The sequence below is a fragment of the Streptomyces sp. NPDC048417 genome, assembly GCF_040651615.1.
GTDB lineage: Bacteria > Actinomycetota > Actinomycetes > Streptomycetales > Streptomycetaceae > Streptomyces.
Genome location: NZ_JBEZKI010000001.1, coordinates 452,093 through 479,090 on the forward strand (window position 1 = coordinate 452,093; position 26,998 = coordinate 479,090).

The 26,998-nt window shown below is 70.6% G+C and carries 30 protein-coding genes and 1 tRNA gene; 19 read left to right on the plus strand and 12 right to left on the minus strand.

All coding sequences use genetic code 11. The features are described 5' to 3' along the window. Window positions 1–23: 23 nt before the first annotated feature. The 12 genes from AB0D59_RS02235 to AB0D59_RS02290 all read left to right on the plus strand — a co-directional run bounded on the left by AB0D59_RS02235 (window position 24) and on the right by AB0D59_RS02290 (window position 9,465). Window positions 24–2,255, plus strand: coding sequence for a cell division protein FtsK (locus tag AB0D59_RS02235; protein WP_362559653.1), 2,232 nt, complete (start codon window positions 24–26; stop codon window positions 2,253–2,255). A gap of 141 nt (window positions 2,256–2,396) precedes the next feature. After that, window positions 2,397–2,648: a hypothetical protein gene (locus AB0D59_RS02240; RefSeq protein ID WP_362559655.1), complete on the plus strand. Its 252-nt coding sequence runs from the start codon at window positions 2,397–2,399 to the stop codon at window positions 2,646–2,648. 23 nt (window positions 2,649–2,671) lie between these two features. Further along, window positions 2,672–2,926 carry a hypothetical protein gene (locus tag AB0D59_RS02245; protein WP_362559657.1) on the plus strand — a complete coding sequence of 85 codons (255 nt, stop codon included), beginning with the start codon at window positions 2,672–2,674 and terminating at the stop codon, window positions 2,924–2,926. Window positions 2,927–2,941: 15 nt separating this feature from the next. Continuing rightward, entirely contained in the window at window positions 2,942–3,136 is a 195-nt protein-coding gene (locus AB0D59_RS02250; RefSeq protein WP_362559658.1) for a hypothetical protein, read from the plus strand. An 18-nt stretch (window positions 3,137–3,154) separates the two neighbouring features. Then, entirely contained in the window at window positions 3,155–3,625 is a 471-nt protein-coding gene (locus AB0D59_RS02255; RefSeq protein ID WP_362559660.1) for a hypothetical protein, read from the plus strand. Between the two features lie 14 nt (window positions 3,626–3,639). Next, a complete protein-coding gene (locus AB0D59_RS02260) occupies window positions 3,640–3,972 on the plus strand; it encodes a hypothetical protein (RefSeq protein WP_362559663.1) in 333 nt (110 codons plus the stop codon). 202 nt (window positions 3,973–4,174) lie between these two features. Then, complete coding sequence (locus tag AB0D59_RS02265; protein WP_362559852.1) at window positions 4,175–4,822, plus strand: DNA methylase; 648 nt, start codon at window positions 4,175–4,177, stop codon at window positions 4,820–4,822. Beyond that, the gene (locus tag AB0D59_RS02270; RefSeq protein WP_362559665.1) at window positions 4,819–5,697 is read left to right on the plus strand and encodes a bifunctional DNA primase/polymerase; all 879 of its coding nucleotides are present in this window, start codon (window positions 4,819–4,821) and stop codon (window positions 5,695–5,697) included. The genes AB0D59_RS02265 and AB0D59_RS02270 overlap by 4 nt, the downstream gene beginning before the upstream one ends. Further along, window positions 5,694–6,017, plus strand: a complete 324-nt coding sequence (locus tag AB0D59_RS02275; RefSeq protein ID WP_362559666.1) for a hypothetical protein — start codon at window positions 5,694–5,696, stop codon at window positions 6,015–6,017. The genes AB0D59_RS02270 and AB0D59_RS02275 overlap by 4 nt, the downstream gene beginning before the upstream one ends. Before the next feature lie 11 nt (window positions 6,018–6,028). Continuing rightward, window positions 6,029–7,576, plus strand: a complete 1,548-nt coding sequence (locus AB0D59_RS02280; RefSeq protein WP_362559854.1) for a YfjI family protein — start codon at window positions 6,029–6,031, stop codon at window positions 7,574–7,576. Window positions 7,577–7,917: 341 nt separating this feature from the next. Next, the gene (locus AB0D59_RS02285; RefSeq protein WP_362559668.1) at window positions 7,918–8,145 is read left to right on the plus strand and encodes an excisionase family DNA-binding protein; all 228 of its coding nucleotides are present in this window, start codon (window positions 7,918–7,920) and stop codon (window positions 8,143–8,145) included. 84 nt (window positions 8,146–8,229) lie between these two features. Next, entirely contained in the window at window positions 8,230–9,465 is a 1,236-nt protein-coding gene (locus AB0D59_RS02290; RefSeq protein WP_362559670.1) for a tyrosine-type recombinase/integrase, read from the plus strand. Window positions 9,466–10,002: 537 nt separating this feature from the next. Here AB0D59_RS02290 and AB0D59_RS02295 read toward each other — a convergent pair. From AB0D59_RS02295 to AB0D59_RS02315, 5 genes are all read right to left on the minus strand, one after another. Beyond that, the gene (locus AB0D59_RS02295) at window positions 10,003–10,155 is read right to left on the minus strand and encodes a hypothetical protein (protein ID WP_362559672.1); all 153 of its coding nucleotides are present in this window, start codon (window positions 10,153–10,155) and stop codon (window positions 10,003–10,005) included. A gap of 251 nt (window positions 10,156–10,406) precedes the next feature. After that, window positions 10,407–10,491: transfer RNA gene (locus AB0D59_RS02300), tRNA-Ser, on the minus strand. Between the two features lie 78 nt (window positions 10,492–10,569). After that, complete coding sequence (gene tadA, locus AB0D59_RS02305) at window positions 10,570–11,001, minus strand: tRNA adenosine(34) deaminase TadA (RefSeq protein ID WP_362559674.1); 432 nt, start codon at window positions 10,999–11,001, stop codon at window positions 10,570–10,572. A 56-nt stretch (window positions 11,002–11,057) separates the two neighbouring features. Continuing rightward, window positions 11,058–11,597, minus strand: coding sequence for a hypothetical protein (locus AB0D59_RS02310; protein WP_362559675.1), 540 nt, complete (start codon window positions 11,595–11,597; stop codon window positions 11,058–11,060). A gap of 362 nt (window positions 11,598–11,959) precedes the next feature. Continuing rightward, window positions 11,960–12,166, minus strand: coding sequence for a hypothetical protein (locus AB0D59_RS02315; protein ID WP_362559855.1), 207 nt, complete (start codon window positions 12,164–12,166; stop codon window positions 11,960–11,962). Window positions 12,167–12,292: 126 nt separating this feature from the next. On the opposite strand from AB0D59_RS02315, the gene upp reads away from it, so the two are divergent. Then, a complete protein-coding gene (gene upp, locus AB0D59_RS02320) occupies window positions 12,293–12,928 on the plus strand; it encodes a uracil phosphoribosyltransferase (protein WP_351695636.1) in 636 nt (211 codons plus the stop codon). 234 nt (window positions 12,929–13,162) lie between these two features. On the opposite strand, the gene AB0D59_RS02325 is transcribed toward upp, so the two are convergent. Both AB0D59_RS02325 and AB0D59_RS02330 read right to left on the minus strand, forming a co-directional pair. Further along, window positions 13,163–13,816, minus strand: coding sequence for a LytR C-terminal domain-containing protein (locus tag AB0D59_RS02325; RefSeq protein WP_362559677.1), 654 nt, complete (start codon window positions 13,814–13,816; stop codon window positions 13,163–13,165). A gap of 138 nt (window positions 13,817–13,954) precedes the next feature. After that, a complete protein-coding gene (locus AB0D59_RS02330) occupies window positions 13,955–14,251 on the minus strand; it encodes a type II toxin-antitoxin system VapB family antitoxin (RefSeq protein ID WP_180930141.1) in 297 nt (98 codons plus the stop codon). A gap of 111 nt (window positions 14,252–14,362) precedes the next feature. Here AB0D59_RS02330 and AB0D59_RS02335 point away from each other — a divergent pair, with 111 nt between their 5' ends. Further along, a complete protein-coding gene (locus tag AB0D59_RS02335) occupies window positions 14,363–15,931 on the plus strand; it encodes a helicase HerA-like domain-containing protein (RefSeq protein ID WP_362559679.1) in 1,569 nt (522 codons plus the stop codon). A gap of 71 nt (window positions 15,932–16,002) precedes the next feature. Here AB0D59_RS02335 and AB0D59_RS02340 read toward each other — a convergent pair whose 3' ends face one another. From AB0D59_RS02340 to AB0D59_RS02355, 4 genes are all read right to left on the minus strand, one after another. After that, window positions 16,003–16,137, minus strand: coding sequence for a hypothetical protein (locus AB0D59_RS02340; protein ID WP_362559681.1), 135 nt, complete (start codon window positions 16,135–16,137; stop codon window positions 16,003–16,005). Between the two features lie 58 nt (window positions 16,138–16,195). Further along, the gene (locus tag AB0D59_RS02345; RefSeq protein ID WP_362559684.1) at window positions 16,196–16,537 is read right to left on the minus strand and encodes a hypothetical protein; all 342 of its coding nucleotides are present in this window, start codon (window positions 16,535–16,537) and stop codon (window positions 16,196–16,198) included. 94 nt (window positions 16,538–16,631) lie between these two features. Then, window positions 16,632–17,354, minus strand: a complete 723-nt coding sequence (locus AB0D59_RS02350; RefSeq protein ID WP_362559686.1) for an HdeD family acid-resistance protein — start codon at window positions 17,352–17,354, stop codon at window positions 16,632–16,634. Between the two features lie 382 nt (window positions 17,355–17,736). Then, complete coding sequence (locus AB0D59_RS02355) at window positions 17,737–18,381, minus strand: HhH-GPD-type base excision DNA repair protein (protein WP_362559688.1); 645 nt, start codon at window positions 18,379–18,381, stop codon at window positions 17,737–17,739. 136 nt (window positions 18,382–18,517) lie between these two features. Between AB0D59_RS02355 and AB0D59_RS02360 the strand changes: the two genes are divergently transcribed. The 4 genes from AB0D59_RS02360 (at window position 18,518) to AB0D59_RS02375 (ending at window position 22,323) form a co-directional block, all read left to right on the plus strand. Further along, entirely contained in the window at window positions 18,518–19,117 is a 600-nt protein-coding gene (locus tag AB0D59_RS02360) for a GNAT family N-acetyltransferase (RefSeq protein ID WP_362559690.1), read from the plus strand. Then, on the plus strand, window positions 19,104–19,577 hold the full coding sequence (locus AB0D59_RS02365; RefSeq protein WP_362559857.1) for a cupin domain-containing protein: 474 nt from the start codon (window positions 19,104–19,106) through the stop codon (window positions 19,575–19,577). Before AB0D59_RS02360 ends, AB0D59_RS02365 begins: the two co-directional genes overlap by 14 nt. Further along, window positions 19,574–20,332: an SDR family oxidoreductase gene (locus tag AB0D59_RS02370; protein WP_362559692.1), complete on the plus strand. Its 759-nt coding sequence runs from the start codon at window positions 19,574–19,576 to the stop codon at window positions 20,330–20,332. The genes AB0D59_RS02365 and AB0D59_RS02370 overlap by 4 nt, the downstream gene beginning before the upstream one ends. Before the next feature lie 191 nt (window positions 20,333–20,523). Beyond that, entirely contained in the window at window positions 20,524–22,323 is a 1,800-nt protein-coding gene (locus AB0D59_RS02375) for a copper resistance protein CopC (protein ID WP_362559859.1), read from the plus strand. On the opposite strand, the gene AB0D59_RS02380 is transcribed toward AB0D59_RS02375, so the two are convergent. After that, on the minus strand, window positions 22,313–22,738 hold the full coding sequence (locus AB0D59_RS02380; RefSeq protein WP_362559694.1) for a DUF3500 domain-containing protein: 426 nt from the start codon (window positions 22,736–22,738) through the stop codon (window positions 22,313–22,315). The genes AB0D59_RS02375 and AB0D59_RS02380 overlap by 11 nt on opposite strands. A 544-nt stretch (window positions 22,739–23,282) precedes the next feature. Here AB0D59_RS02380 and AB0D59_RS02385 point away from each other — a divergent pair. Further along, window positions 23,283–26,996 (plus strand): HAMP domain-containing protein, encoded by a 3,714-nt coding sequence (locus AB0D59_RS02385; RefSeq protein ID WP_362559861.1) that lies wholly within the window; start codon window positions 23,283–23,285, stop codon window positions 26,994–26,996. Window positions 26,997–26,998 lie beyond the last annotated feature (2 nt).

Below are 26,998 nucleotides of genomic sequence, written 5' to 3' on the forward strand. Positions count from 1 at the left end.
ACTCCCGAAGGAGTGCGTACATCGTGACGGAAACCACCGCCTTCACGCCCCCCGGCAGCCCGGAGGGCCCCGACGAGCAGACGGCCGCTGTACTGCCGTTCCCGCTGACCAAGACGACCACCACCCCCGCCCCGGCCGCCCCGAGCGAGGGCGAGGCCAAGCCGGGGGAGTGGGAGGCCGAACTCCCCGACACCGACGACCCGGAGGCCGACGGGCTGACCGACGGGGCGCCGGTCGACCCGCCGCGCGAGGTCTACCCGCCCTCCGTCGCGGAATGGATGGAGGCCAAGGACAAGGCCCGGCTGCCGGTTCTGCCGGACTGGGTGAAGCTCCCTGACCAGCGCACCGCCGTCCGCAAGTGGGCCATCCGGCACTACTCCGCCGTGGCCGGCTATCACGCGATCCGGCTGCCCCTGGTCTACACGCCGAAGATCTGCATGTACTCGCCGCGCGGCGCGTGGCGGTGGTCCACCGCGATCGGCCGGTGGGTGTCCGACGCGGAAGGCAAGTCACTGCGCCTCGCGGCCGTGGCGGAAGAGAACGCGGCGGACTACCTGAAGCTGTCGCGGCAGCGCAACGACCGCGTCCGCCTGCGGGGGATCGTGGCGACGATCGGCGGTTTCATCGGTCTGGCCGCCGCGCTGACCCTGTACGTCATGGCGCCGTCGTGGCTGCTCGCGCTGACGGTGGCCGCGCTGACCACCACCCTCGGGGCGGTGGGGGCGCCGGCCGACCGGCCGCTGATCGACATGGCCAAGGTGACGTTCCGCAAGCGCAAGCTGTCCTCGGACATCGTCATCCGCGCCCACGAGGTGGCCGGGCTGACCAGCCGCGACCAGTCGGTTGCCTTCCCCCGCCCGATCGGCCGGGACGGCGACGGATGGCGGGTCGTGGTGGACCTGCCCTACGGCAAGACGTTCGAGGACGCGGTGAAGGCGCACGCGCGGCTCGCCTCGGGTATGGACATCGCCCCGACTCAACTGTTCCTGGACAAGGACGAGACGAGTGGGCGGCGGGTGTCGTACTGGATCGCCGACCGTGACCCGCTCGCCGTGCCGTCGGGCAAGTCCCCTCTGCTGGGGGCGACCCGGGTGGACTTCTGGAAGCCGTTCCCGTGGGGCGTGGACGAGCGCGGCAACCCGGTCATGGCCACGATGCTGTGGCTGTCGCTGCTGGTCGGCGCCGTGCCGCGTCAGGGCAAGACGTTCTCTGCCCGCACCATCGCGCTGGCCGCCGCGCTGGACCCGTACGTGCGCCTGTACGTGTTCGACGGCAAGGCGTCGCCGGACTGGCGGAAGTTCGCGCTGGTCGCGCACCGTATCGGGTTCGGGATCGTGCCGAAGAACGGGTTCGACCCGGTTCAGCATCTGCTCGCGTCACTGCGGGAGTTGAAGGCGGACGTCGAGGACCGCTACCACCGGCTCTCCGAACTGCCGCTGCACGTCTGCCCGGAGGGCAAGCTCACCCCGGAGATCAGCCGGGACAGGAAGCTGAACATGCCGCTCACGCTGTTCGTGGTGGACGAGGTGCAGGAGTACCTGACCCACCCCGAGCACGGCAAGGAAATCCTGTCCCTGCTGGTCTACCTCGCCCGGGTTGCCCCCGCGGTGGGTGTCTCGGTGATGACGTCGACGCAGAAGCCGGACGACAAGGCGTGCCCCTCCGAGCTGCGTGACCAGCATCAGGCCCGGTTCGCGCTGCGGGTCGGCGCCTACCAGGTCTCCGACGTCATCCTGGGTGCCGGCTCGTACTCGGAGGGGTTGGACGCGTCGAAGCTGCTCAAGTCCCACAAGGGCGTCGGTCTGCTCAAGGGCATGTCGGATGACTCCGGGATCGTGCGCACCTACCTCGCCGACGGCCGCGACGCCGAACGCATCCTGACGCGTGCCGCCGCGCTGCGCGAGGCGGAGGGCACGCTGTCCGGTGACGCGGCCGGCGAGGCCCCGGCCCCGGAGACGTCCGCGACGATCCTGGACGACGTCGCGACCGTGCTCGGCAAGGGCGAGGCCAAGGTGTGGTCCGAGACCATCGTGGACCGGCTCGCCGACCTGCGCCCCGAGGTCTACGGCCCGTGGGCCGAACTGGAGCCCAAGCCCAAGGCCGAAGCGCTCACCGCCGCACTCAAGCCGTTCGGCATCAACACCGTGCAGATCAGCCGCCGCATCGACGGCGAACAGGTCAACAAGCGCGGCATCAAGCGCGACGACATAGCCACCGCGATTACGGAGCGCAACAACAAGAGGGACGCGGGATAGGTCCCGAACCCTGCTACCGGTAGCGGCAGGCGTCGCTACCGGTAGCAACCCTGCTAGCAACCCAAACCACCCCTGATCAGGTAGCTAGCACGTAGCACCCCACCTGCGAAAACCCCTCCAAAGCGCGCTGAGAGGCCCCTGATGAGCCTTGCCTCCCTCACTACCTCCTTCCTACTGACTGTCACTCTGTGTTATGGCGTCAAGTGCTGGCTGAGCCCGTTCGGGGACTGCCGCAAGTGCGCCGGCATGGGCCACGCGATCGCCACCGACCGCAAGGGCAAGACCAAGCGCGGCCGTGACTGCCGCCGCTGCCAGGCCACCGGCAAGCGCATACGCGTCGGCCGCTGGATCTACAACCGCGCCGCGCGCACCTACCGCGCCGGCCACCGCTGACCATCCGCCCACAGGAGCCCGCCATGCGCAAGACCCTCGCGGCTGCCACGGCCACCCTCGCCGCCGTCCTGGCCCTGACCGCGTGCAGTCCCACCTACGCCCCCGGCCCGGCCGGGACCGTGAGCGACCGCAGCGCCGCCTACTTCAAGTCCGGTGGCTGGCACTACCGGCTGACCGTCACCACGAACGACGGCCGCCACCACGGCTTCCGCGTTACCCGCGCCGACTACGCGCACTGCTTCCGCGGCTCGGCCTACCCCACCTGCACCCACCGCTGACCCCCGGGAGGTCTCATGACCCTCACCATCCCCCTTGTTCTGCTGCTCGCCGTCGTCGTCGTGCTGCTGCTGCGGTTCAAGGCTGTTGGCGGCGGAGCGCTGGTCGTCGTCGCCCTGTTCGGCTTCTACCTCGCCCACACCGGGGCGGCCGGCACCGTCAACCAACTCGTCACCGCCCTCACCGACGCCCTGCCCGGCATCAGCCACTAGCCCCGAAAGGAGCGCACCGTGAACGAATCCACCGCGTACGGCCGCCCGTCCGGACACGAGACGGCGGCCGTGGAAGTCCACACCCCCACCCCGCTCACCCCCGCGCACACCACCCCGCTCATGCCGATGCAGCCGGGGACCATCCCGACCGTGGCGAGCGTGGTCCTGCCCGACGGCCGGGTCATCACCGGCTACGCCATCGAGCCGGCCAAGCCCGGACCGGTCGCCGCCAAGCCGGCCGTCTCCCGGACGGCGGTGAACATCGCGCTCGGGGGCGTGGGTTTCCTCGCGGTGTGCGGCGGGCTGTTCCTGCTGACCGCGTTCATCACCGCCCTGACCGCGCTCATCACCCAACTGATCGTGCTCGCCGCCGTCATCTTCGGCGGCTGGATCGCCGTGCAGGTGTTCAGCGCGAGCGGCCACCGAGGCGGCGGGACCACGGTCAACATCCGCAAGGCCGTCATCAAGCGCAACAAGTTCTACAGCTGACAGGAGACACCGACGTGAGCGCCACCCTGATCCCCGTCGCGGCCCGCATCGCCGCCGCGCTGAACATCGCCAACGGCACCCGCGAACATGAGGCCGCCATGCGGCTGATGAAGGTCGCGGAAGAGGCCGGCGAGGCCACGGCCGCGTACATCGGGATGACCGGCCAGAACCCCCGCAAGGGCATCAGCCACACCACGGCCGACGTCGCCGACGAACTGTGTGACGTCATCATCGCCGCGGCCGTCGCTCTGCATTCCTTCACCGCGACGCCGGCCGCCGACCTCACCGCCAAGCTCGACGCGGTTGCCCGCCGCCTGACTACCAACGCCCCGCAGCGCGACCTCTGAATGCGCCCGTGGGCGGTGGCACTCCCGGACAAGGACAGCCCACCGCCCACGGTCTCCGAGTCCCGACGTTGCAGAACAGGAGACCTACAGCATGACCCAACTGCGCGTTTTCGGCGAGGGCCCCTCAGCCCATGCCACCCGTACGGGACGAGTGCCCCGGCCGCGTCTGCTGGATCTCTTCTCGTGTGCCGGTGGTGCCGCCATGGGCTACCACCGGGCCGGGTTCGCGGTGGACGGCTGCGACATCGCCGACCGCCCCAACTACCCATTCCCATACCACCGCGGCGATGCCCTCGCCTACCTCGCCCACCTGATCGCATCGGGCGAGATCCGCCGGTACGCGTTCGTCCACGCCTCCCCGCCGTGCCAGCACGGATGCGCGCTCACGGTGGGCACCAACGCCTCGCAGGGGTGGGGCGGCACGCACGTGGATCTCGTCGCCCCCACCCGCGACCTCTTGGACAGGACCGGTCTCCCGTACGTGATCGAGCAGCCCAACGGCCGCGCCGCGATCCGCAAAGACCTCACCCTGTGCGGCGAGATGTTCGGGCTCGGGGTCATCCGTCACCGCAACTTCGAGTTGGGCGGCTGGACGACCGCACGACCGGCACACGTCCCGCACCGGGGCCGGGTCCGTGGCTGCCGTCACGGCAAGTGGTACGACGGCCCGTACGTCGCCGCGTACGGCAACGGCGGCGGCAAGCCGACCGTGCCCGAACTCCAGACCGCCATGGGCATCACGTGGACCGACGTCCGCGAGGAACTGACCGAGGCGATCCCGCCCGCCTACTCCGAGTTCATCGGCCGCGCTCACCTCGCCACCGTGGCGACGTCGGGGGCGGCGGCATGAGCGCGACGACCGAACCCCTGCGGGTCGCCCTCGCCCTCGCGGCGGCCGGCGTCCCGGTCCTGCCCCTGCGGGCGGGCAAGGTCCCGTTCGGCAACTGCCGAACCTGCAAGGACGGCGCGTGCGGCGGCCGACCCAACATGAAGACGGCCGGACCTTGCCAATGCCCTGCGCCGTGCCACGCGTGGGCCGCCGCGACCACCGACCCGCACGTCCTCACCTCGCCCGTGTGGGCGCCGGTGTGGCGTGAGGCGGTGGCGGTCGCCTACCACCCCGGCGGGGCCGGGCTGACCGTGGTCGACCTGGACAACGCGGCGGCCGTCGCATGGGCCCGCGAGACGCTGCCCGCCACCCGCACCGTGCCGACGACGCGAGGCGAACACTGGATCTACCGGGGCGCCATGCCGTCATCGAACGCGGTCCGGCCGGGTGTCGACGTCAAGTCCGCTGCCCAGTACGCCCGTTGGCTCGGTCCCGGGGCCGGACAGATGGCCGTGCTTCCGGCGGCCGTCCGCGCCCTGCTGGTGAAGGAAGACACCACCCCCGCCCGGCGCGGGGTGGCCTCTTCTCTCCCCGCCCGCGCCCCGTGGGACCGGACGGTGGCCACCGGGTGCCGCCACACCGAACGCTACGTCCGCACCGGACTGGAACGCGGCCTCGCCCTCGTGCGGGCCCGCACCGAATCCGGCGCCGGCTCACAGGCGTTCGGCGTCGCCCGGTTCCTCGCCGCACAGCACACCGCGTGCCCGGGCCCCTGCGGACTCGCAGAGATCGGCGAGGAGATCACGGCCGCCGCCGTCTCCGTGGGCGTCCCGGAGGCGTACGCCCGCCGCGCGGTCGCCAACGGCCTTGAGGCCGCTGTGGAGCGCGCGGCATGAACAAAGCGTCCCGAACCCCCGCGAACGACCCTCAGGGCGCCGTACAGGGCCCGCCACGGCCGACCGTGGGCGAACCGAAGGTCGCCGCCCGTAAGGGCGTCCATATCGCTATTGGTTCTGGCCCGCAGACGGTCACCGTCACCGGCATCACCCCGGGGCTTCAGATCCAGTGCGAGGGCGTCCCCGTAGCGGACTGGCTCTGTGTCTGTGGGCAGCACGAATGTGCCCGGGGCCGTGCCGCCGTCACCAGGCTGACCGCCCGCGTTCTCGTCGGCGTCTGTCTGCACGCCACGGCCGACGAAGGGAGGGCGGCGTCGTGAGTCCACAGCCTGTGGACAGTCCCGACCTGTGGGCCGGACTGCCCGCCCTGGAAGACCCGGCCGGCGAGGACGACACGGCACCGGATGTGTGGGAGGACCCCATTCCCCTCACCGGTCAGCGCCGGCGTCCGCCATTCCCCGCCCACGTCTTCCCGCCGTGGTTGGGAGAGTTCGTGGCGGCCATCGCGGAAGAGACACAGACCCCCGTGGACCTCGCCGGTTCGGTTGCCCTCGCCGTGCTCGCCACGGCGGCCGGCGGCCGGTCGGTGGTCCACGTGCGCGGCAACTGGCGCGAACCCACCAACCTCTACACCGTGGTCGCGCTCCCGCCCGGCAACCGCAAGTCCGCCGTCTTCTCCCTGCTGACCAACCCCCTGTATGAGGCGGAGAAACAGCTCAAGGCGGCCATGAAGCCGGTCATCGTGGAAGCGGAGCTGACGGCGAGGCTGGCCAAGGAGGCGGCGGACAAGGCCACCGCCAAGGCCGCGTCCGCCGACGGCGACAAGCGCGATGAGATGGTGAAGACCGCCATCGGTCTCGCGCAGACCGCCGACACGCTCACCGTGCCGGCCGAACCCCTGTTGCTGGCGGACGACTGCACACCCGAGACGGTCACCTCGCTCATCGCGGAACAGGGCGGGCGGCTGTCGGTGATGAGCGATGAGGGCGGAATCTTCGACATCATCGCCGGCCGCTACTCGGGCAGTCCCAACATGGAAGTCTTCCTCAAAGGCCATGCCGGGGGCCGTCTGAGGGTGAACCGGCAAACCCGCCGCGAGTACGTCGACGCCCCCGCTCTGACCATGGGACTGGCCGTTCAGCCCGATGTGCTGGTGGACATGGGGAAGATCAAGGGCGGGAAGGGGCGCGGTCTGCTGGGCCGCTTCCTCTACTCGCTGCCGGTGTCGACGGTCGGCGAGCGGAAGGTCATCACCGATCCGGTTCCCGAGCAGATGGCCGCCGCCTATACCGCCCGGGTCATCGACCTCACCCTGTCGCTCGCGGGATGGACCGACCCGGCCCTCATCCAGCTCACCCCCGAAGCGAGCGCGGCCTTGATCGCCTATCAGGAACGGGTGGAGCCCTGGCTCAAGGCGCGCGGCGGGAAGCTGGGCCACATCACCGACTGGGCTGGGAAACTCATCGGAGCGACCGCCCGCATGGCCGCGCTGCTGCACCTCGCCGAACACGGCGGTAACGGCTACGCCCACCCGGTCACCGAGGCCACCATGCGCGCGGCCATCGAGCTGGGGGAGTACTACACCGCTCACGCCCTCGCCGTGTTTGACGCCATGGGCGCCGACCCCGTGGTCGGCCGGGCCCGCAGTGTCCTGGAAGCGCTGAGAGACAACGGATGGGAGGACGTCAGCCGGCGGGACGTCTTCAGCGTCCTGTCCCGCAGCGAGGTGAAGACCGTCGCTGACCTGGAACCGGCCCTCGCGCTGCTGGAAGACCACGGCTATCTGCGGTCCTACCAGCCCGAGCGCACCGGCAAGCGCGGACGCCCCCCGGCACCCCGCCTCACCGCCCACCCGTCCCTGCGCCACGGCGGCCGGTGACCCCCGCCCGCGCGGACAACCCCTCCCGCACAAACCGCAAAATCCGCAGAAACCCCCGGACACCCCGCTGACCTGCGACGGGTCCCCGCACCGACCCCGACCGGGGGCCCGTCGCACAATCCCGCGATATTCCGCAAAAAACCGAGCGCCACCCCGCCTCCGGGGACCGGCTGACGGCCGCCTCTGATTTTTGCGGAATATCGCGGGTTTCTGCGGAGCGCCACCCGCCACCACCCGCGCACTGCATCACCGCAGGTCAACCACCCTTCCCTGGTTTTCTGCGGATTTTGCGGTTTGTGCGGCGGCACTTGCCCCTGAACTCAGCCTCACAGGAGTGAGCCGTGGACGAACCCACCACCCAGCCCCCCGCCCGCGCCGACGACCCGACCCTTGTCCTCCTCAAGGTCGAAGAGGCCGCCCGCCGACTCCGCATCGGCCGGACCACATGCTTCGCTCTCATCCGCACCGGCGAATTGGAGTCCGTCATGGTCGGCGGACTCCGCCGCGTCCCCGCCGACGCGCCGGGCGCCTACGTCACCCGTCTCCGCACCGCCCAACGCGCCGCTTGACGACGCCCGGGGCGGCGGCACTCCCGGACAGGACAGCCCGCCGCCCCGGTCCCCATCCCGACACCAAGAATCAGGAGTCTGCCTGTGGCAGAGGACAAGAAGAAGCGCACCCGACAGCCCAACGGCCGATCGTCCATCTACCAGGGCAGCGACGGGAAGTGGCACGGTCGCGTCACCGTCGGCATCCGCGACGACGGGAGTCCCGACCGGCGCCACGTCGAACGCAAGACCCGTGCCGAAGTGACGGCCGCCGTCCGTGAACTGGAGAAACAGCGCGAGGCCAAGACCCTGGCCAAGCCGGGCAAGCCTTGGACGGTCAAGACGTGGCTGACTCACTGGGTCGAGACCATCGCCCCGCTCGCCGTGAACGAAAACACCATGGTCGGGTACGGGGTGGCCGTCCGAAAGCACCTGATTCCCGCCCTCGGCGCCCACCGGCTCGACAAGCTGATGCCGGAGCACATCGAACGCTTCTACGGGAACATGCAGGCAGAGGGCCGTAAGACGGGAACGATCCACCAGATTCACCGCACCTTCCGTACCGCCCTGAACGAGGCTGTACGGCGTGGCCACCTGGGACGGAATCCTGTCCAACTCGCCAAGGCTCCCCGTCTCCGAGAGGAAGAGGTGGAGCCGTACACCGTCGAAGAAGTGCAGCGCCTTTTGCGAACCGCTGACAACCGCCGCAACTCGGCGCGGTGGGCCGTGGCGCTCGCCCTCGGGCTTCGGCAGGGGGAGGCGTTGGGCCTCAAGTGGGGTGACGTCAACCTGGAGCGGGGCGTTCTCATGGTCCGCCGGAGCCGTCGCCGGCCGCGCTACGCCCACGGGTGCGGCGACACCTGCGGTAGGAAGGCCGGCTACTGCCCGCAGCGGCAGCGGACGAACCCCGAGACGGCCGACACGAAGTCTCGGGCAGGGCGGCGGGCGGTCGGGCTCCCCTCACAACTTGTGGATCTGCTCCGGGTCCACCGGCTCAAGCAGGACGCCGAACGCGCGACCGCGGGGCACCAATGGACGGATGAGGGGTGGCTGTTCGCGACGCCCACCGGTCGGGGTACATCGCCCCGCACGGATTACGACGATTGGAAGGAGCTACTTGACGACGCGAAGGTGCGAGACGGCCGCCTGCATGATGCTCGTCACACCGCCGCTACGGTCCTGCTGATCCTCGGAGTCTCCGAACGGGCCGTCATGGGTCTGATGGGCTGGTCCACTACAGCCATGGCCGCGCGGTACCAACACATGGTCGACTCAGTCCGGAACGAGGTCGCCCAACGCGTCGACGGGCTGATTTGGTCTCCGGAAGGCGGCAGCGACTAAAGGCATCGGAGCGGCACGAGGTGTAGCGGCGCAGACCAGGACCTGTTCACCGTGAGTCGACTCACGGTGGGATCTGTTCACCGTGAGTCGACTCACGGTGAACAGGCTTCGCAGGCCAGGGCCGTGTGTTGACTCACGAATGAGTCGTAGGAATGCTCAACCGCGGCCAACTTTGTGAGTCCTTCCTCCCTCGCAAGGAAGGAAGGGCCGCTACGCTGACGGTGCAAACCTCGTGTCACTAACCCTGACACGATCTCCGGCCTCACCAAACATCGTGTCACTAACCCTGACATGATCTCCGGCCTCACCATCCGGAGTGCCCCAAATAGAGGAACACCCCAACAGACCGGTGCTGGACCCGCCACCAAACCGGTGCCTGACTTCACTTAGACGCTGTTCCCCAAAGACGGAGGCCGCAGCGCCGTTCGGCGTGCGGCCTCCGATGCGTCCTCGCACGACGCATCACCCTGCCAACAGGCAGGAAGGCTGCTTAGGCAGCCAATCTGGGAAGAGGGCCTGAGCTGCGGTTGTGGTTACTCAATGCCGTTCCAACCAGTCGTGCACGAGGCGCAACAGGTTGATCGCCAGTGAGACCGCGGCCAAGCTTGGGCCCTTCTTCTTTTCCTCCTTCGCCGTCTCGGTCGCCCGAGTTGGTTCGGAGGAGGGAGGTCCGTCCTTCTTGCCGTCCAAAGTCACCTCCAGATCGAAGCCCGCCCTGCGGGCGTTGGACGTGATCTGAGGGACTGGTCGGCGTAGCGTACGGCCACCCAAGTGGCAGCCTATGGGGCCCGTTGGTCGGAGGGGGGCAGGTTCACCAAACAGGGGCGGGCGGTGACTCTCACCGCTAACTTGCTGTCCCTCGGCTGCGCCAACTGAGACGAGAACTGAGACGGAAGCCGAAGGGGCGCCCGGTTCGATGAACCGGGCGCCCCTTCTACCTGCGGTAGCGGAGGGATTTGAACCCTCGGTGACTTGCGCCACACTCGCTTTCGAGGCGAGCTCCTTCGGCCGCTCGGACACGCTACCGAGAGAGACCTTACAGCACGGCGGGCCGTGCTCTGAAATCGCTATTCGGGGGTCCGGGACCGGCGCTGGGAGCGGCCTTCAGCGGTCCCGGAAGAATTCCGTGAGCAGCCGGGCGGATTCCTCGGCCAGGACGCCCTCGACGACCTCGGGACGGTGGTTCAGACGCCGGTCGCGCACGACGTCCCAGAGCGATCCGGCGGCGCCCGCCTTCTCGTCGCGGGCGCCGTAGACCAGCCGGTCCACACGGGACTGGACCAGCGCGCCGGCGCACATGGTGCAGGGCTCCAGCGTGACCACGAGGGTGCAGCCGGTGAGCCGCCACTCCCCGAGCGCCATGGCGGCCCGGCGCAGGGCGAGGACCTCGGCGTGCGAGGTGGGGTCGCCGGTGGCCTCGCGTTCGTTGTGACCGGCCGCGAGCACCGTCGTACCGTCCGGGGACAGCACGACGGCGCCGACGGGGACGTCCCCGCCCCGGACGGCCTGTCCGGCCTCGTCCAGGGCGAGCCGCATCGCGGCCCGCCAGCGGTCGCGTACCGGGTCCGGAGACCCGGCTGCCTCGTGGAAGGTCAGCGGACGGTCTCCAGGACCTCGGCGGCGCCCAGAGCCTCGGCGATCTCGCTGAGCGCGTCGTCGCTGAGCGCCAGCAGCTCCTTGGCGCTCACACCCAGGTCGTCGAGGATCCGGATGTCACCGACCGGGCCGGACGGCACGGCGGACATGTCCGTGCCCGTGTCCGTGTCCTCGTCGTCCTCGGCCTCCGGCTCACCGTCCTCGGTGCCGTCGAGGTCGAGGGCGTCCAGGTCGTCGTCTTCGTCCTTGGGCTCCCTTCCGAGCAGTTCGTCCGTGAGCAGGAGCTCGCCGTACGAGCTGCGGGCGGCGGCGGCTGCGCTGGAGACGAAGACCCGGGGGTCCTCCTCGCCGTCCACGCGCACGACGCCGAACCACGCGTCTTCCTGCTCGATGAAGACGAGCACCGTGTCGTCGGCGTCCGACGCCGATTCCCGGGCCAGGTCGGCCAGGTCCGACAAGGTCTCCACATCGTCGAGCTCTGTGTCGCTCGCTTCCCACCCGTCTTCGGTGCGCGCGAGCAGTGCGGCGAAGTACACCGTGACTCTCCCACTGGTCTTAGGCGTGCCGGTTGGGGGTCCCCCCGGCGGAGGTTCTGGGCGGGGAGAGCTGGGCTCCGAGTCCCACCCACTCGGAATCGTGGCAGAAACAAGGCGTTCAGGGGACGTCTTCGGCTCCCTGTGTCTGGCAGTTTTGTTCGCACGTATGCAAAGAGGCATCCAGGTACCCGCGTACGGAATCACCAGCGCACTCGTTGCCGCCACCTGCGGATCGTACGCGGGTTTTCCCGCGGTCCACGCACGGCCTTCCCCATGACGGACCGCAACGCGCCACAAGCAGTGGATCTTTGCCGAAGGATCGGCTTTACGACTCTTAACCGTTCTTACGGTTTTACCGACTCCTACCAGCGGAACGTCCGCATACGCATGGCGTGCCGCAGCCGGGCCGTCTTGGCGCGGCGGGGCTGGACCCGGTCGCGCAATGCCCTGGCCTCGGCGAGTTCGCGCAGGAACCGGGCCCGGCGGCGACGCCGTTCGGCCTCCGTCTCGCCCTCGGGCGCGCCGTACGCGCGGTCCGACGGCTCAGGAAGAACGGGCAGCTCAGGCACATCAGACACGGTCACACCACCCCAGTCCGGTCACTCCCACTTTCCCCCGGACGGGGGGTTTGGTGCCAGCGAGGACCGGCGCGGGCCAGCGGCGAGGTGTACGCGGACGCGGTTACTGTTATGGGCATGCGTCTCCACGTCGTCGACCACCCTCTGGTCGCCCACAAGCTCACCACTCTGCGCGACCAGCGCACCGACTCCGCGACGTTCCGGCGGCTCGCCGACGAACTGGTCACTCTGCTCGCCTACGAGGCGACGCGGGACGTGCGGACCGAGGCGGTCGACGTCCAGACCCCGGTCTCGCCCACGACCGGCGTCAAGCTCGCCCGTCCCCGCCCGCTGGTGGTGCCGATCCTGCGGGCCGGGCTCGGCATGCTGGACGGCATGGTCCGGCTGCTGCCGACCGCCGAGGTGGGCTTCCTGGGCATGATCCGCAACGAGGAGACCCTCCAGGCGTCCACGTACGCCTCGCGGATGCCGGAGGACCTCTCCGGGCGCCAGGTGTACGTCCTGGACCCGATGCTGGCCACGGGCGGCACGCTGGTCGCGGCGATCCGTGAGCTCATCAAGAGGGGCGCGGACGACGTGACGGCGGTGGTCCTGCTGGCCGCGCCGGAGGGCGTCGAGGTCATGGAACGGGAACTGGCGGGAACGCCGGTCACGGTCGTCACGGCGGCCGTCGACGACCACCTCAACGAACACGGGTACATCGTCCCGGGCCTGGGAGACGCGGGCGACCGCCTGTACGGGGCGGCCGAGTAGGAGCCGTACGCCTTGGCGCCGTTGGGGTGCGGGTGTGTCGGCGCCGTAGGGGTGCGGGCGCGTTGACGCCTCAGGGGTACGGGTGTGTTGGCGGCTGCGGGTTCGTGGTGGGCTGGTCGCGCAGTTCCCCGCGTCCCTTACGGGGCGCGTGCGTCTCTTCGTCTGCGGGTTCGTGGTGGGCTGGTCGCGCAGTTCCCCGCGCCCCTTACGGGGCGGCGGCGCTCGGCTCGGCTCTCAGCAGCCCTTCTTCGACGTCGATGCCGTCGGCTTGGGGTGGGAGAGGGCCGTGATGGCCTTCGCGGCCGTCGCCTGGGGCGTGAGGGCCTTGAAGGCGTTGCCCAGGATCATGTCCACGGTGGCGCCCTTGCGGCCCGCCTCCGTGCGCTGGTCCGGTGCCGTGAGCTGCGTGGCCAGCACCGGCAGGGACGTGTGCAGGGCCGAGGCCGGTCCGAGCAGTATCGCCGTGCCCTTGACCTTCGCGTCGAACTTCGCCGGCGCGTTGCCGACGTCGCCGATCTTGAAGCCGCGTTTCTTGAGTTCGTCCGCGGTCTCCTTGGCCAGGCCCGTACGGGTCGTGGCGTTGTAGACGTTCACCGTGATCTGGGCCGGCTTGGGCAGCGCCGCCGCCGATGTACCGGCCGCCGGCTCCGCGCTCGCGGCGGCCTGCTTCACGCACGCCGTGGTACCGGCCGCCGCTGCCTCCTTGTCGCCGCCCGTGAAGACGTCGATGAGCTGCAGGGTGCCCCAGCCGACGAGGCCGAGCGCGGTGACGGAGGCGACCATGGAGAGGACGAGCCGGGCACGCCGCCGGCGCGGGCGCATGCGAGGGTATTTGTCCCCAGTGATCCGGTACTGGCCGCCCATGCCGGGGGGAGTCAGCATGCTCATGAGCGCAGCGTAGTGCGCCGCGGGTGCGTTGACTAATAGATGATCATCCGACGTCGCACGGTCCAACCCGAAAGGGGCAACCGGCGTGGAACGGCGGGTGGCGAGCGGGTGTCGGCCGAGTCGGTCGACTCGGCCGGGTCAGTCCAGTTCGAGCACGCGCGCGTGCAGCACCTGACGCTGCTGGAGGGCGGCGCGGACCGCGCGGTGCAGCCCGTCCTCCAGGTACAGGTCGCCCTGCCACTTCACGACATGCGCGAAGAGGTCGCCGTAGAACGTCGAGTCCTCGGCGAGGAGGGTCTCCAGGTCGAGCTGCCCCTTGGTCGTCACGAGCTGATCGAGGCGGACCGGGCGCGGTGCGACGTCCGACCACTGCCGGGTGCTCTCCCGGCCGTGGTCGGGGTACGGCCGGCCGTTTCCGATGCGCTTGAAGATCACACGGAAAGCCTACCGGTCCTGACGTTCCGGGCGCAGCCATGGCGACCGAGTGCGACGCTGGAAAAGCCACCGTAAAGGTCGTCAAAACGGTAAAAAGGGAACAGGGGTCCGATGATGAGTGCCGGTGAAGCCGCCGCGACCGGTGACCCGCCCCCGCCCCCGCCTCTGCCCCCGGCCGCCGCCGCGATCGCCTCCGGGTACGCCTTCACCGGTCAGGCCCTGGACCTCGGCGCCCTCCTGTGGGACGGGCGCTGCCGTCCCGACGCGCCGATCCGCATCCCCCTCCCCGTGCTCAACCGGCACGGCCTGGTCGCCGGCGCCACCGGCACCGGCAAGACCAAGACGCTCCAGCTGATCGCCGAGCAGCTCTCGGCGCAGGGCGTCCCGGTGTTCCTGGCGGACGTCAAGGGCGATCTGTCCGGCATCGCCCGGCCCGGACAGCGCGATGAAAGGGTCCTGGGGCGGGCGGGGGAGGCCGGGCAGGAATGGGCGGCGACCGGCTTCCCCGCGGAGTTCCTCGCGCTCGGCGGCCTCGGCCACGGCATCCCGGTCCGCGCCACGATCACCAGCTTCGGCCCGGTCCTGCTGTCGAAGGTGCTCCAGCTGAACCGGACCCAGGAACAGTCCCTCGGCCTGATCTTCCACTACGCCGACGCCAAGGGCCTGGAGCTGGTCGACCTCAAGGACCTGCGCGCGGTGGTCGCCTTCCTCACCTCCGACGAGGGCCGGGCCGAGCTGAAGAACATCGGAGGGCTGTCGACGGCCACGGCCGGGGTGATCCTGCGTTCACTGACCGCCTTCGAGGCGCAGGGCATGGCGGACTTCTTCGGCGAGCCGGAGTTCGACACGGCCGACCTCCTGCGTACGGCACCGGACGGCCGGGGCGTCGTCTCGGTCCTGGAACTCCCCGCCGTACAGGACAAGCCGCTCCTCTTCTCGACCTTCCTGATGTGGCTGCTGGCCGACCTCTTCCACGACCTCCCCGAGATCGGCGACGCCGACAAGCCGAAGCTGGTCTTCTTCTTCGACGAGGCGCACCTGCTGTTCAACGACGCCTCGAAGGCGTTCCTGGACTCGATCACGCAGACCGTGCGCCTGATTCGCTCGAAAGGGGTCGGCGTCTTCTTCGTCACGCAGACCCCCAAGGACGTGCCGTCCGACGTCCTGGCCCAGCTCGGCAACCGAGTCCAGCACGCGCTCCGCGCCTTCACCCCCGAGGACCAGAAGGCGCTGCGGGCGACCGTCCAGACCTTCCCGAAGTCGTCGTACGACCTCGAAGAGCTGCTCACCGGCCTCGGCACCGGCGAGGCCGTGGTCACCGTGCTCAGCGAGAGGGGCGCCCCGACGCCGGTCGCGGCGACCCGGCTGCGGGCCCCCGAGTCCCTGATGGGGCCGGTCGACGCGGCGGAACTCGACGAGGCGGTACGGGCGTCCGCCCTCCACGGACGTTATGCACAGGCTGTGGACCGGGAGTCGGCGTACGAGAAGTTGCAGCGGGCCCCGGCCGCCGAACCGAAGGCCGCGACCCGCCCGGAGAAACCCTCGTCCAAAGAGGAACCCTCGCTCGTCGAACAAGTCGTGAGCAGTGGGATGTTCAGGTCCCTGGCCCGTTCGGTGGGCACACAGCTCGGCCGCGAGATCACCCGGTCGCTGTTCGGTACGGCGCGCCGGCGCAGGTGAGCCGGGTGGCCGGGTGAGCCGGGTGAGCCGGGTGAGCCGGGCGCCCCGCACGGGCCGCCCGGCTCACGACGTCAACCGTGTTTCTGTTCCTGAGGGCGCGGCCTCGGCGGCTCCGCCACCTTCGCCTCCGTCTCCGGCTTCGGCGCGCTGCGAACGGCCTCCGCGCGCAGCAGGGCGCGCAGGACCGCGTACGGGTCTGAGGACATGACGGTGTTCCTTGCGTAGTGCTGACTGACCTGGGGGAGTGCGGGACCTGTCGGTCGGTCAGCAGCGCAGGACCACGGTGCGCAGCAGGGGCGTGGCGTACGGCGGACGCGGTGCCGTCGGGCACGGGCGGTGGCGGCCCGCCGGGTCGGCGGGCGCCGCGTCGGGGAGCGGCGCGGGGCGCTGGGGCACGTCGGCGCGGTGGACGGTGCGGGCGGGGAGCCGTAGCGGAGTGTCGAGGACGTCGTACTCGGCGGTCTCGGCGGAGGCGGCCGGAGCGGTCGCGGCGAGGGCCTCGGCGGCCGTCGGGGCGCCGGCCAGCAGCAGGACGAGCAGCAGCACGAGCGCCCGCAGCCAGGCGGGTCCTGGCTGCGGGCGGCCGGAGCGGGAGCCGCTGCTCATGGCGGTCATCTCCCCACGCGGCGGACGGTGTTCATCGCGCCGGGCGCGAGATCCGCTCGCTCGGCGTACCGGCGGGGCGCGAGGTTGACGCCGTTCACACTGCCCGCGGGATGTGCTTGGCCCGGCTGCGGAGGCCGAACGAGGAGATGATCTCGACGATGCCGACGACGACCAGCCAGATACCGGCGACCAGGGTCAGTACGGCGACCGACTCGAACGGCGAGACGATCAGCACGATGCCGGCGATGAAGGTGACGACGCCGAGGAAGATCATCCAGCCGCGGGCGGGCATCCCGGGGTCGTGGACGGCGGCGATCGTCTGGGTGATGCCGCGGATCAGCCAGCCGATCCCGATCCACAGGGCGAGCAGCAGGATCGACTCCAGCGGGCCGCGGAAGCAGAACAGGCCCAGCAGGATCGACAGCGCGCCGCTGATGAAGGCCAGCACCCGCAGCGAGGTCGTCTTGTGCGTGCCGAACGCGGCGACCAGCTGGAAGATGCCACTGATCAGCAGGTAGATACCGAAGAGCACGCCGGCGGCGAGCAGCGAGGCGCCCGGCCAGACGAGAACCAGGACGCCGAGGATCAGGGAGGCGATCCCGGTGAGCAGCACGGTCTGCCAGGCGGCCTTCGAGAGGGCGTGCAGGGGCCCCTCGAAGGGCGGTTCGGGCTCATGCCGGTAGGCGGGCGTGGGCGCGGATACGGAGGCGGACGCGGACGCCGGGCCTGAGGCCGGGGCCGGGGCCGGGGCGGGGGTCGGGGGGGTGTGAGCCGTGCGGTCGTCGTCGGCGGGGCCGGTGCTGGGAGGCTCGCTCATGCTTCCAGCTGAAAGCGACGGGACCGGCCCTGCCATCAGGGAGGGGCCGAACGGGTGACAGAACCCTTACCCGCCCCGGCCATTCCCCCGGGTCCTGCGCCGGCTGCTTCGCCCGGCTCCGGGCCCTGGGTCCTGCTCCGGCTGGTTCTCCCGGGTGTTGCGCCGATTGTTTCGCTGGGCTTCTGTGCCTGGTTCCTGCTCCGGCTGGTTCTCCCGGGTGCTGCTCCGGCTGCTCCGCCGGGCTCCGGCCCCTGGTTCCTGCCCCGGCTACTTCTCCGGCTTCCGGCCCCTGGTTCCTGCCCCTGCTACTTCTCCGGCTTCCGGCCCCCGGTTCCCTCCCCGGCTACTTCTCCGGCTTCCTGGCTCCCGGTTCCCTCCCCGGCTACTTCTCCCCGGCCTTCGCTGCCTTCGCCGCTGCCTTCATCTCCTGTTTGTGTGCTCGGACCTTCGCCAGTGACTCGGGCCCCGTGATGTCGGCCACGGACCGGAAGGACTCCGCCTCTCCGTACGCCCCCGCGGCCTCCCGCCACCCCGTCGGCCGTACTCCCAACTGCTTGCCCAGCAGCGCCAGGAAGATCTGTGCCTTCTGCTTGCCGAACCCGGGCAGTTCCTGGAGCCGCTTGAGCAGTTCCGCGCCGCTCTCGACGTCGCGCCAGATGCCCTCGGCGTCACCGTCGTAGTGCTCGACGAGGTACTGACACAGCTGCTGGATCCTCTTGGCCATGGAGCCGGGGTAGCGGTGCACCGCCGGCTTCTCGGAGAGCAACGCGGCGAAGGCTTCGGGGTCCTGGGCGGCGATCTCGTGCGCGTCCAGGTCGTCCGTCCCCATCCGCTGTGCGATGGTCGCCGGCCCCTTGAACGCCCACTCCATCGGAACCTGCTGGTCGAGCAGCATGCCGGTGAGCGCGGCGAGCCTGCTGTGGCTGAGGAGTTCGTCGGCCGCGGGGTCCTGGGCGAGATGCAGAGTCGTGGCATTGGCCCCGGCGTCGGTTTCGGTGTCGGGCTTGGCCTTGGCGTTGGCGTCCATGGCTCGATGATCCCGCGCCCGTACCCGCCCCGCGCGCCCGCGGCGGCCCGGCCTCCGCCGCTCCCGCACCCCTCACGTACGATTCCTCCACGATTCAGATTAGGCAAGGCTAACCTTAGGCAAGGGGTGTCGCAGGGTGACCATCAAGACGTACCGAGACGCCTGGGGCATCCCGCACCTGAGGGCGGCCGAAACCCGCGAACTCGCCCGTGCGCAGGGCCGGGTCACCGCCCACGACCGGGCCCGGCAACTGGAGGTCGAACGGCACCGGGCACAGGGCACGTCGGCGTCCTTCCTCGGTTCCCCGGCCGTCGCCTGGGACGTGTTCGCCCGCCGGGCCCGCCTGGCGGACACCGCGAGACGCTGCTTCCAGGCGCTGGAGAGACGGGACCCGGAGACAGTGAGCGAGTGCCACGACGTCCGCCCCGGCGACATCGGCATCCACGTCCTGCTCGCCCCGGCCGGACCGCAGGGCCCCCGCTCCGGCTGGACGGACGCCCTCTTCTCCGTCTTCACGGAGTTCGCCCTGCGCACCCTCGACCGCCACCGCGTCGTCGTCGACCCGGACGTCCGCAACGAGAAGGCGATCGCCCGATTCGTCCGCCAGGGCTTCACGCCCGGCCCGGCCGTCGTACTCCCCGAGATCGACCTCCGGGATGTCCATCTACCCGAAAAGCGGGCTCAACTGGCATTTCTCCCCCGGGCGGTAGCCTTCCCGGATGCTGACCCCCGATGACCTGATCGCCCACTACGGCCTGGAGCCGATCCCCCGCGAGGGCGGCCTGTTCCGGCAGACCTGGGCCGGTCCCGAACGTGCCGACGGCCGCCCCGAGGGCACCGCGATCGTCGTCCTCCTCACCGCCGACGACTTCTCGGCCCTGCACCGCCTCCCCACCGACGAGATCTGGCACCACTACCTGGGCGACCCCCTGGACCTCCTGCTCCTCGCCCCCGACGGCACCACCCGCACTCCCGTGCTCGGCCCGGACCTCCGAGGCGGCCAGCAGATCCAGCTCACCGTCCCGGCCGGCACCTGGATGGGCGCCCGGGTGGCACCGCCCGGCGCCTGGACCCTGTTCGGCTGCACCATGGCCCCCGGATTCACCTTCGAGGGGTACGAACACGGGAACGCGGCCCACCTCACGGCGCGTTACCCCTCCGAAGCCACCCGTATCACGGGACTCTGCCGTCCATGACCCAGCTACTGGACGGACAGATCGCCCTGGTCACGGGCGCGAGCGGCGGCATCGGCCGGGCCGTCGCGCTGCGCCTGGCGGAGGAGGGCGCCGCGGTGGCCGTGCACTGCCGTACAGCGGTGACGGCGGCGCACGAGGTCGCCTCGGCCATCGGCGACCGAGCGGTCGTCGTGCAGGGCGACCTGACCGACGAGGCGACCTGCCACCGGATCGTCCAGGAGGCCGCGGACTGGGGCGGCGGCCGGCTGACCGCGCTCGTCAACAACGCGGCCGTACAACCCGTACAGCCCCTGCCCGGCATGACCGCGGCCGACTGGCGTGCGGTCGTCGACACCGACCTCGGCAGCGTCTTCGCCTGCACCCAGGCCGCCGCCGACATCATGCGCGCCCAGCCCGAGGGCGGCACGATCACCCACATCGCCTCCATCGAGGCGACCCACCCGGCCCCCGGCCACGCGCACTACAGCACGGCGAAGGCGGCGGTGGTGATGCACGCGCGAGCGGCGGCCCTGGAGTACGGCCGCCTCGGTATCCGCGTCAACACGGTCTCCCCGGGTCTGATCGACCGGGAGGGCCTGGCGGACGCCTGGCCGGAGGGGGTGCGGAGATGGCAGGAGGCGGTACCGACGGGCCGGTTGGGACATCTGGAGGACGTGGCGAACGCGGTGGTCTTCCTGGCGTCCCCGCTCGCGTCGTGGATCACCGGCCACGACCTGGTGGTGGACGGCGGGGTGTCCGCCCGGCCGACGTGGTGACGGCGCCCCTGACCACAATGAGCGCTGCACGCCCCCCATCCGTATGAACCATGAACGCCTGCTTCCGAACTCAGGACGGTGACGTGAGCGAAGAACCCGGCCGGCGGTGCATCACCACCCCCCGCACGACAGCCCCCCACCAAGCGGCCCTCCGCTCGCTCGCCTTCCTCGGCACCCTCCTCGCAGCCCTCCTGCTCGCGTCGGCCGCCCCCGCCTCCGCGCACGCGGCCCTGCGCGGCAGCGACCCCGCCGACGGCGCCGTACTGAAGTCGTCGCCCGGCTCCGTCACCCTGACCTTCACCGAGTCCGTCGGCCTGCTCGACGACTCGTTCCGGGTGTACGACCCCACCAACCACGGGGTGGCCACCGGCGACCCCGCGCACGGCCCCGCCGGCTCGGACACCGCCCGGATCACCTTCCCGAAGAAGCTCGGCACCGGCACGTTCACCGTGGCGTGGCGAGTCGTGTCGGCGGACAGCCACCCCGTCTCCGGTGCCCTCACCTTCTCCGTGGGCAAGCCGTCGGCGACCACGGCGGCCGTCCCCGCCGGCCCGGTCGAGAACCCGGCCACCGGCAGCCTCTACAACATCGGCCGCTATGTCGCGTACCTCGCCGTGGCGCTGCTGATAGGCACCGTCGCCTTCATAGCCCTCTGCCGTCCGCCGGACGCGGCCCCGCTCCGCAAACCGATCCGGACGGCCTGGTGGGCCCTGCTGGCCGCCACCCTCTTCCTCTTCGTCCTCCGCTCCCCCTACGAGGAGGGCACCTCCCCGGCGACGGCCTTCGACCTCTCCGCGCTCGCCAGGACCGCGACGGGCCGCCCGGGTCTGGTCCTGCTGGCGAGGGTCGCCCTCCTGGCGATCACGGCAGGCCTGTACGCCTTGTTCGTCCGTAAGCGCGAGCACCGGCTCCGCCCGTCGTCCCGCCCGTTCCTGGTCACAGCCGCCGTTCTCGCCGTCGCCCTGACCCTGACCTGGGCGACGGCGGAACACGCCTCGGCCGGCATCCAGGTACCCCTGGCGATGACGTCCTCGGTCCTGCACCTCCTGGCGATGGCGCTGTGGCTGGGCGGCCTCACGGCCCTCCTCACCACCCTCTACCGGGCCACCGCCACCCCCCTCCCCGCCGTCGTCGTCACCCGCTTCTCCCGGGTGGCCTTCGCCTCGGTGACGGTCCTCGTGGTCACCGGCGTGTACCAGTCCTGGCGCGGCCTGGGCTCCTGGCAGGCGCTCACCGACACGACGTACGGCCGTCTCCTGCTCGTCAAACTCATCGCCGTGACCCTGTTGCTGGCGGCGGCCTCCCAGTCCCGCCGCTGGACGGCGAAGCTGGCGGGCGCCCCGACCGCGGCCGCGGCGGCGGCCCGCGAGCGCGTCCCGCAGACGGTCGGCGCGCCGCTCCCGGAGACCCCGCCGGCCTCGGAGGAACCGGTCCCCACGCCGCTCCCGGAGACCTCACCGGCCTCGGAGGAACCGGCCCCCACGCCGGACCACCGGGCGCTGCGCCGCTCGGTCCTCGCCGAAGTCGCCATCGGCGTCGCCGTCCTGGTCATCACCACGATCCTGACCGGCACCCTGCCCGGCCGCGCGGCCGCCGAAGCGGCGGAGGCGGGCACGGGCACGGGCACGGCCACGACCGGAGGCATCCCGACTACCTCCGTCTCCATGGTCCCGTTCGACGTCGGCACCCCGAACGGCCACGGCAAGGTACAGATCACCCTGGACCCGGGCCGGGTCGGCGACAACTCCGTGCAGGCGGTCGTCTTCGGCCCCGACGGCGGCATCTCCGCCGTCCCCGAACTCCGCCTCTCCTTCACCCTCACCGCCCAGAAGATCGGCCCCCTCCCGGCCGGCCTCACCGACCGCGGCGGCTACTGGGGCACCAACTCCGTCAACCTCCCGATCGCTGGCGAGTGGACGATGAACCTGACGGTACGGGTGTCGGACCTGGACCAGGTGACGGTGGCGAAGAAGATACGGATCACCGGGTAGCCGCCCCGGAGGTCGCTCTCTGCGGAGGACACGAGATGGCGTTGATGCCCTCGTACGGCATGACCGCGTTGTCCGAGTAGGCGCCGGCCGTCAGGTCCCTGTCGCTGGTGGCGCCGGCGGTGATCGCGGCCGACTGCTGGTCCGCGCTCAGCGAGCGCAGGAGCGCGTAGCCGGCGGCGAGTTCTTCCTCGAAGCTCTTCGTGCCCTCGTACTTACTGTCGATGCCGTAGTCGGCGACACGGGGCTCGGACCCCATGAAGGTCGGGGTCATGACGACCTGGTCGCCGAGGACGAAGTAGTTGATCACCAGGTGGTGACCCTCGAACTGCCGGCCCCACGGCTCCGTGGCCGACGGGGTCCCCGTGATGGTGAGCCAGTACAGCTCGTCGTCGAACTTGTCGGTCAGGTCGACCAACTGCCCGGAAGGGCCCCACCGTGAACGATGGGGCCCTTCGACGTATTGGCCCGGTGAGAGCAATGGCGGAGGAGACGAGATTCGAACTCGTGAGGGGTTGCCCCCCACACGCTTTCCGCATGTTCGTCTGGGGGTTCGGCGGCGGCCGTCAGCGTCCTGACCTGGGCTGAGAGGGCCCGATGGAAGCACTCCGGACACCTCTGAACAGAGGTGAATGCAACCCAAACTGCAACCTTCGGACCGGCTTCCCGGCCGGTGTGCCATATGCCCCGCCACCCGTCGGTGGCCTCTTCGTCCCGTAACGGGCGGGGTGGTCGGTGAGGCCACGGCGGCACCTCGGGCGTGCGGTGTCCGCCATGCCTCGTCGGCGGCACACTGGAGACGACGGGGCGACCGCCGGGCAGCCTCCGGGCGGCCCCAGGGCCGCAACCCCCGGGCAGTCTTCCGGCCGGTCGGCCGATGGCGGATCAGTACGGCGGGAGCGGATATGGCTGAGGCTTCCGGAGCGGCCACGCGGGACGGACCTACAAGCGCGGCCTGCCAGATGGACGAGACCGGGTTGCGCCGTCTGCTCGCCGGGCTCACTGCGGTCCGGGACGGCGACTTCCGCACACGGATCCCCGAAGACGGAGACGGGCTGATAGGCGAGATCGCCACCGTCTTCAACGGCATGCTGGACCAGCTGTCACGGTCCACCTCCGAGGTGACCCGGGTGGCCCGCGAGGTCGGCAGCGAGGGCCGTCTCGGCGGGCAGGCCCAGGTGCCGGACGTGTCGGGGTCGTGGAAGGACCTCACCGAGTCGGTGAACGCCATGGCGGGGAACCTCACCACTCAGGTGCGAAACATCGCGCAGGTGGCCACCGCCGTGGCTTGCGGCGACCTCTCCCAGAAGATCACCGTGGACGCCCGCGGGGAGATCCTGGAGCTCAAGGAGACCATCAACACGATGGTCGACCAGCTGTCGGCGTTCGCCGACGAGGTGACCCGGGTGGCCCGCGAGGTGGGCACCGAGGGCAACCTCGGCGGCCAGGCCACCGTCCGCGGCGTCTCCGGCACCTGGAAGGACCTCACCGACAACGTCAATGTCATGGCGTACAACCTCACCGGCCAGGTCCGCTCCATCGCGCAGGTGGCCACCGCCGTTGCCCGGGGCGATCTCTCCCAGCGGATCGTCGTCGAGGCCAAGGGGGAGGTCGCCGCCCTCGCAGGCGTCATCAACACCATGGTCGACACCCTGTCCGCGTTCGCCGGCGAGGTCACCAGGGTGGCCTCCGAGGTGGGCACCGACGGTATCCTCGGCGGCCAGGCCCGGGTGCCGCATGTGGCGGGTACCTGGAAGGACCTCACGGACAGCGTCAACTCCATGGCGAACAACCTGACCGGCCAGGTCCGCAACATCGCCCAGGTCACCACCGCCGTCGCAGGCGGCGACCTCACCCGCAAGATAGACGTGGACGCCCGCGGGGAGATCCTGGAACTCAAGACCACCATCAACACCATGGTCGACCAGCTGTCCTCCTTCGCCGCTGAGGTGACCCGGGTGGCCCGCGAGGTCGGCAGCGAGGGCCGCCTCGGCGGGCAGGCCGAAGTGGAGGGCGTCTCCGGCACCTGGAAGCGGCTCACCGAGAACGTCAACGAGCTGGCCGGCAACCTCACCCGGCAGGTCCGCGCGATCGCCGAGGTCACCAGTGCCGTGGCCGAGGGAGACCTCACCCGCTCCATCACCGTGGACGCCTCGGGAGAGGTCGCCGAGCTCAAGGACAACATCAACGCCATGGTGAAGTCGCTGCGCCAGACCACCCAGGCCAACCACGAGCAGGACTGGCTCAAGACCAACCTGGCCCGGATCTCCGGCCTGATACAGGGCCGCCGCGACCTCGCCGACGTCGCCAGGCTGATCATGGACGAGTTGGTGCCGCTGGTCTCCGCGCAGTACGGCGCCTTCTTCCTCGCCGAGGACACCCACGACGGCGTGCAGCTGTGCCTCGTCGACTCCTACGGACGCCCCGAGAACTCCCGCCGCCCCACGCGGTTCCGGCTCGGCGAGTCGCTGGTGGGTCAGGCCGCCCGCAGCCGACGCACCATAGCGGTGGACGACGTCCCAGCCGAGTACGTCACCGTCTCCTCCGGTCTCGGCAGTGCGGCCCCCGCCAGCCTGATCGTGCTGCCGGTCATGGCGGAGGAGCAGGTGCTCGGCGTCATCGAGCTGGCCTCCACCGTCCGCTTCACCCCGGTGCACCGGGACTTCCTGGACCAGCTGATGGAGACCATCGGCGTCAACGTCAACACCATCATCGCCAACGCCCGCACCGACGAGCTCCTGGGCGAGTCCCAGCGCCTCGCGGGCGAACTTCAGGCCCGTTCGGAGGAACTCCAGGTCCGCCAGGAGGAACTGCAGCACTCCAACGCCGAGCTGGAGGAGAAGGCCGCGCTGCTGGCCAGCCAGAAACGCGACATCGAGACGAAGAACCTGGAGATCGAGCAGGCGCGGCAGGAGCTCGAGGCCCGGGCCCGGGAGCTCGCCCGTGCCTCCAAGTACAAGTCGGAGTTCCTGGCCAACATGAGCCACGAGCTGCGGACCCCGCTCAACAGCCTGCTCATCCTCGCCCAGCTGCTGGCCCAGAACCCCAGCCGCAATCTCACCCCGAAGCAGGTGGAGTACGCGGAAGTCATCCACTCGGCCGGATCCGACCTGCTCCAGCTGATCAACGACATCCTCGACCTGTCCAAGGTCGAGGCGGGGAAGATGGACATCAGCCCCGAGCGCTTCCGGCTGCGTCAGCTGCTGGACTACCTGGAGGCCGCTTTCCGCCCCCTGACCTCCCAGAAAGGACTGGAGTTCCGGGTCGTCACGGCACCCGGAGTCTCCTCCGAGCTGGTCACCGACGAGCCCCGGCTGCGCCAGGTGCTGCGCAACCTGCTGTCCAACGCGGTGAAGTTCACCGAGACAGGCCATGTCGAGCTGCGGATCGAACCCGTCGACACCGCCGCCGCCAACCTGCCCGACTCCATCCGCCGCGGCGGCTCCGCCCTGGCCTTCCGGGTCAGCGACACCGGCATCGGCATCCCGGACCAGCACCTGGAGAGCATCTTCAGTGCCTTCCAGCAGGCCGATGGCACTACCAGCCGCAAGTACGGAGGAACCGGCCTGGGCCTGTCCATCTGCCGCGAGATCGCCTACCTGCTCGGCGGCTCCATCCACGCGCGGAGCGCCCTGGGCGAGGGCAGCTGCTTCACCCTGTACCTGCCGACCGTGCACCCCGCCGTCCAGGACACCGCGGCCCCTCCGGTAGCCGCCGCGGCCCCTGTGGAGGCAGTGCCCGGCACCGAGCCGCCCGACCGCCGCGGCACCGCACCCGGTGGCCTGGGACGCCCCGGCGAAGCCGGCCTCGCCGCGGACACCCAGGGCGCGCCACCCGCAGAGCGCCGCGTGCTGGTGGTCGAGGCCAGGCCGCGAGGGCTGCTGTCCCTGCTGACCGAGAGCGCCGTCGCAGATCTGCCCGGGGTCCCCTCGCCTGTCCGCGTGGACTCTGCCGCCGATCCCGGGGAGGCGGCGGCCGCACTGGCCGGCCGGACCCACCACTGCGCTGTGGTGGATTGCGGCCTGCCCGGCGAGGGTGCGGGCGAACTGCTGCATCTCCTCGACGCCGACCCGGCCCTGCGCCACGTCCCCGTCCTGGTCCACTGCGGCCACCCGGCGCCCTCGGCCGAGGAGGAGCATCGGCTCCGGGCCCGGGCCGGCGCCCAGCCGCTGGAGGTGCTCACCAGTCTGGACGAGCTGCGCGAGCGCATCGTGCTGCACCTCACCGCCGAGCGCCCCGGCGAGGCCCTACCACTGGTCCACGCCGCCAACGCCAGACCGGAAGCGCCCCAGGAGGCCGATCCGCTGGCCGGCCGCACTGTACTGATCATCGACGACGATGCCCGGAACGTCTTCGCCCTCACCGGCATTCTGGAACTGCACGGCATGCGCGTCCTGCACGCCGAGAACGGCCGTGCAGGTGTCGAGGCAGTGGCCGAGGAGGACATCGACCTGGTCCTGATGGACGTGATGATGCCGAAGATGGACGGCTACGCCGCCACCGAGGCGATCCGCGCCATGCCCGGGCGTCGCCGTGTGCCGATCATTGCGGTCACCGCCAAGGCCATGTCCGGTGACCGAGAGAAGTGCCTGGCCGCCGGGGCCGACGACTACGTGCCCAAGCCCGTCGACGCGCAGGAGCTGGTCCACTGCATGCGCAGCTGGCTCGACCTGTGATG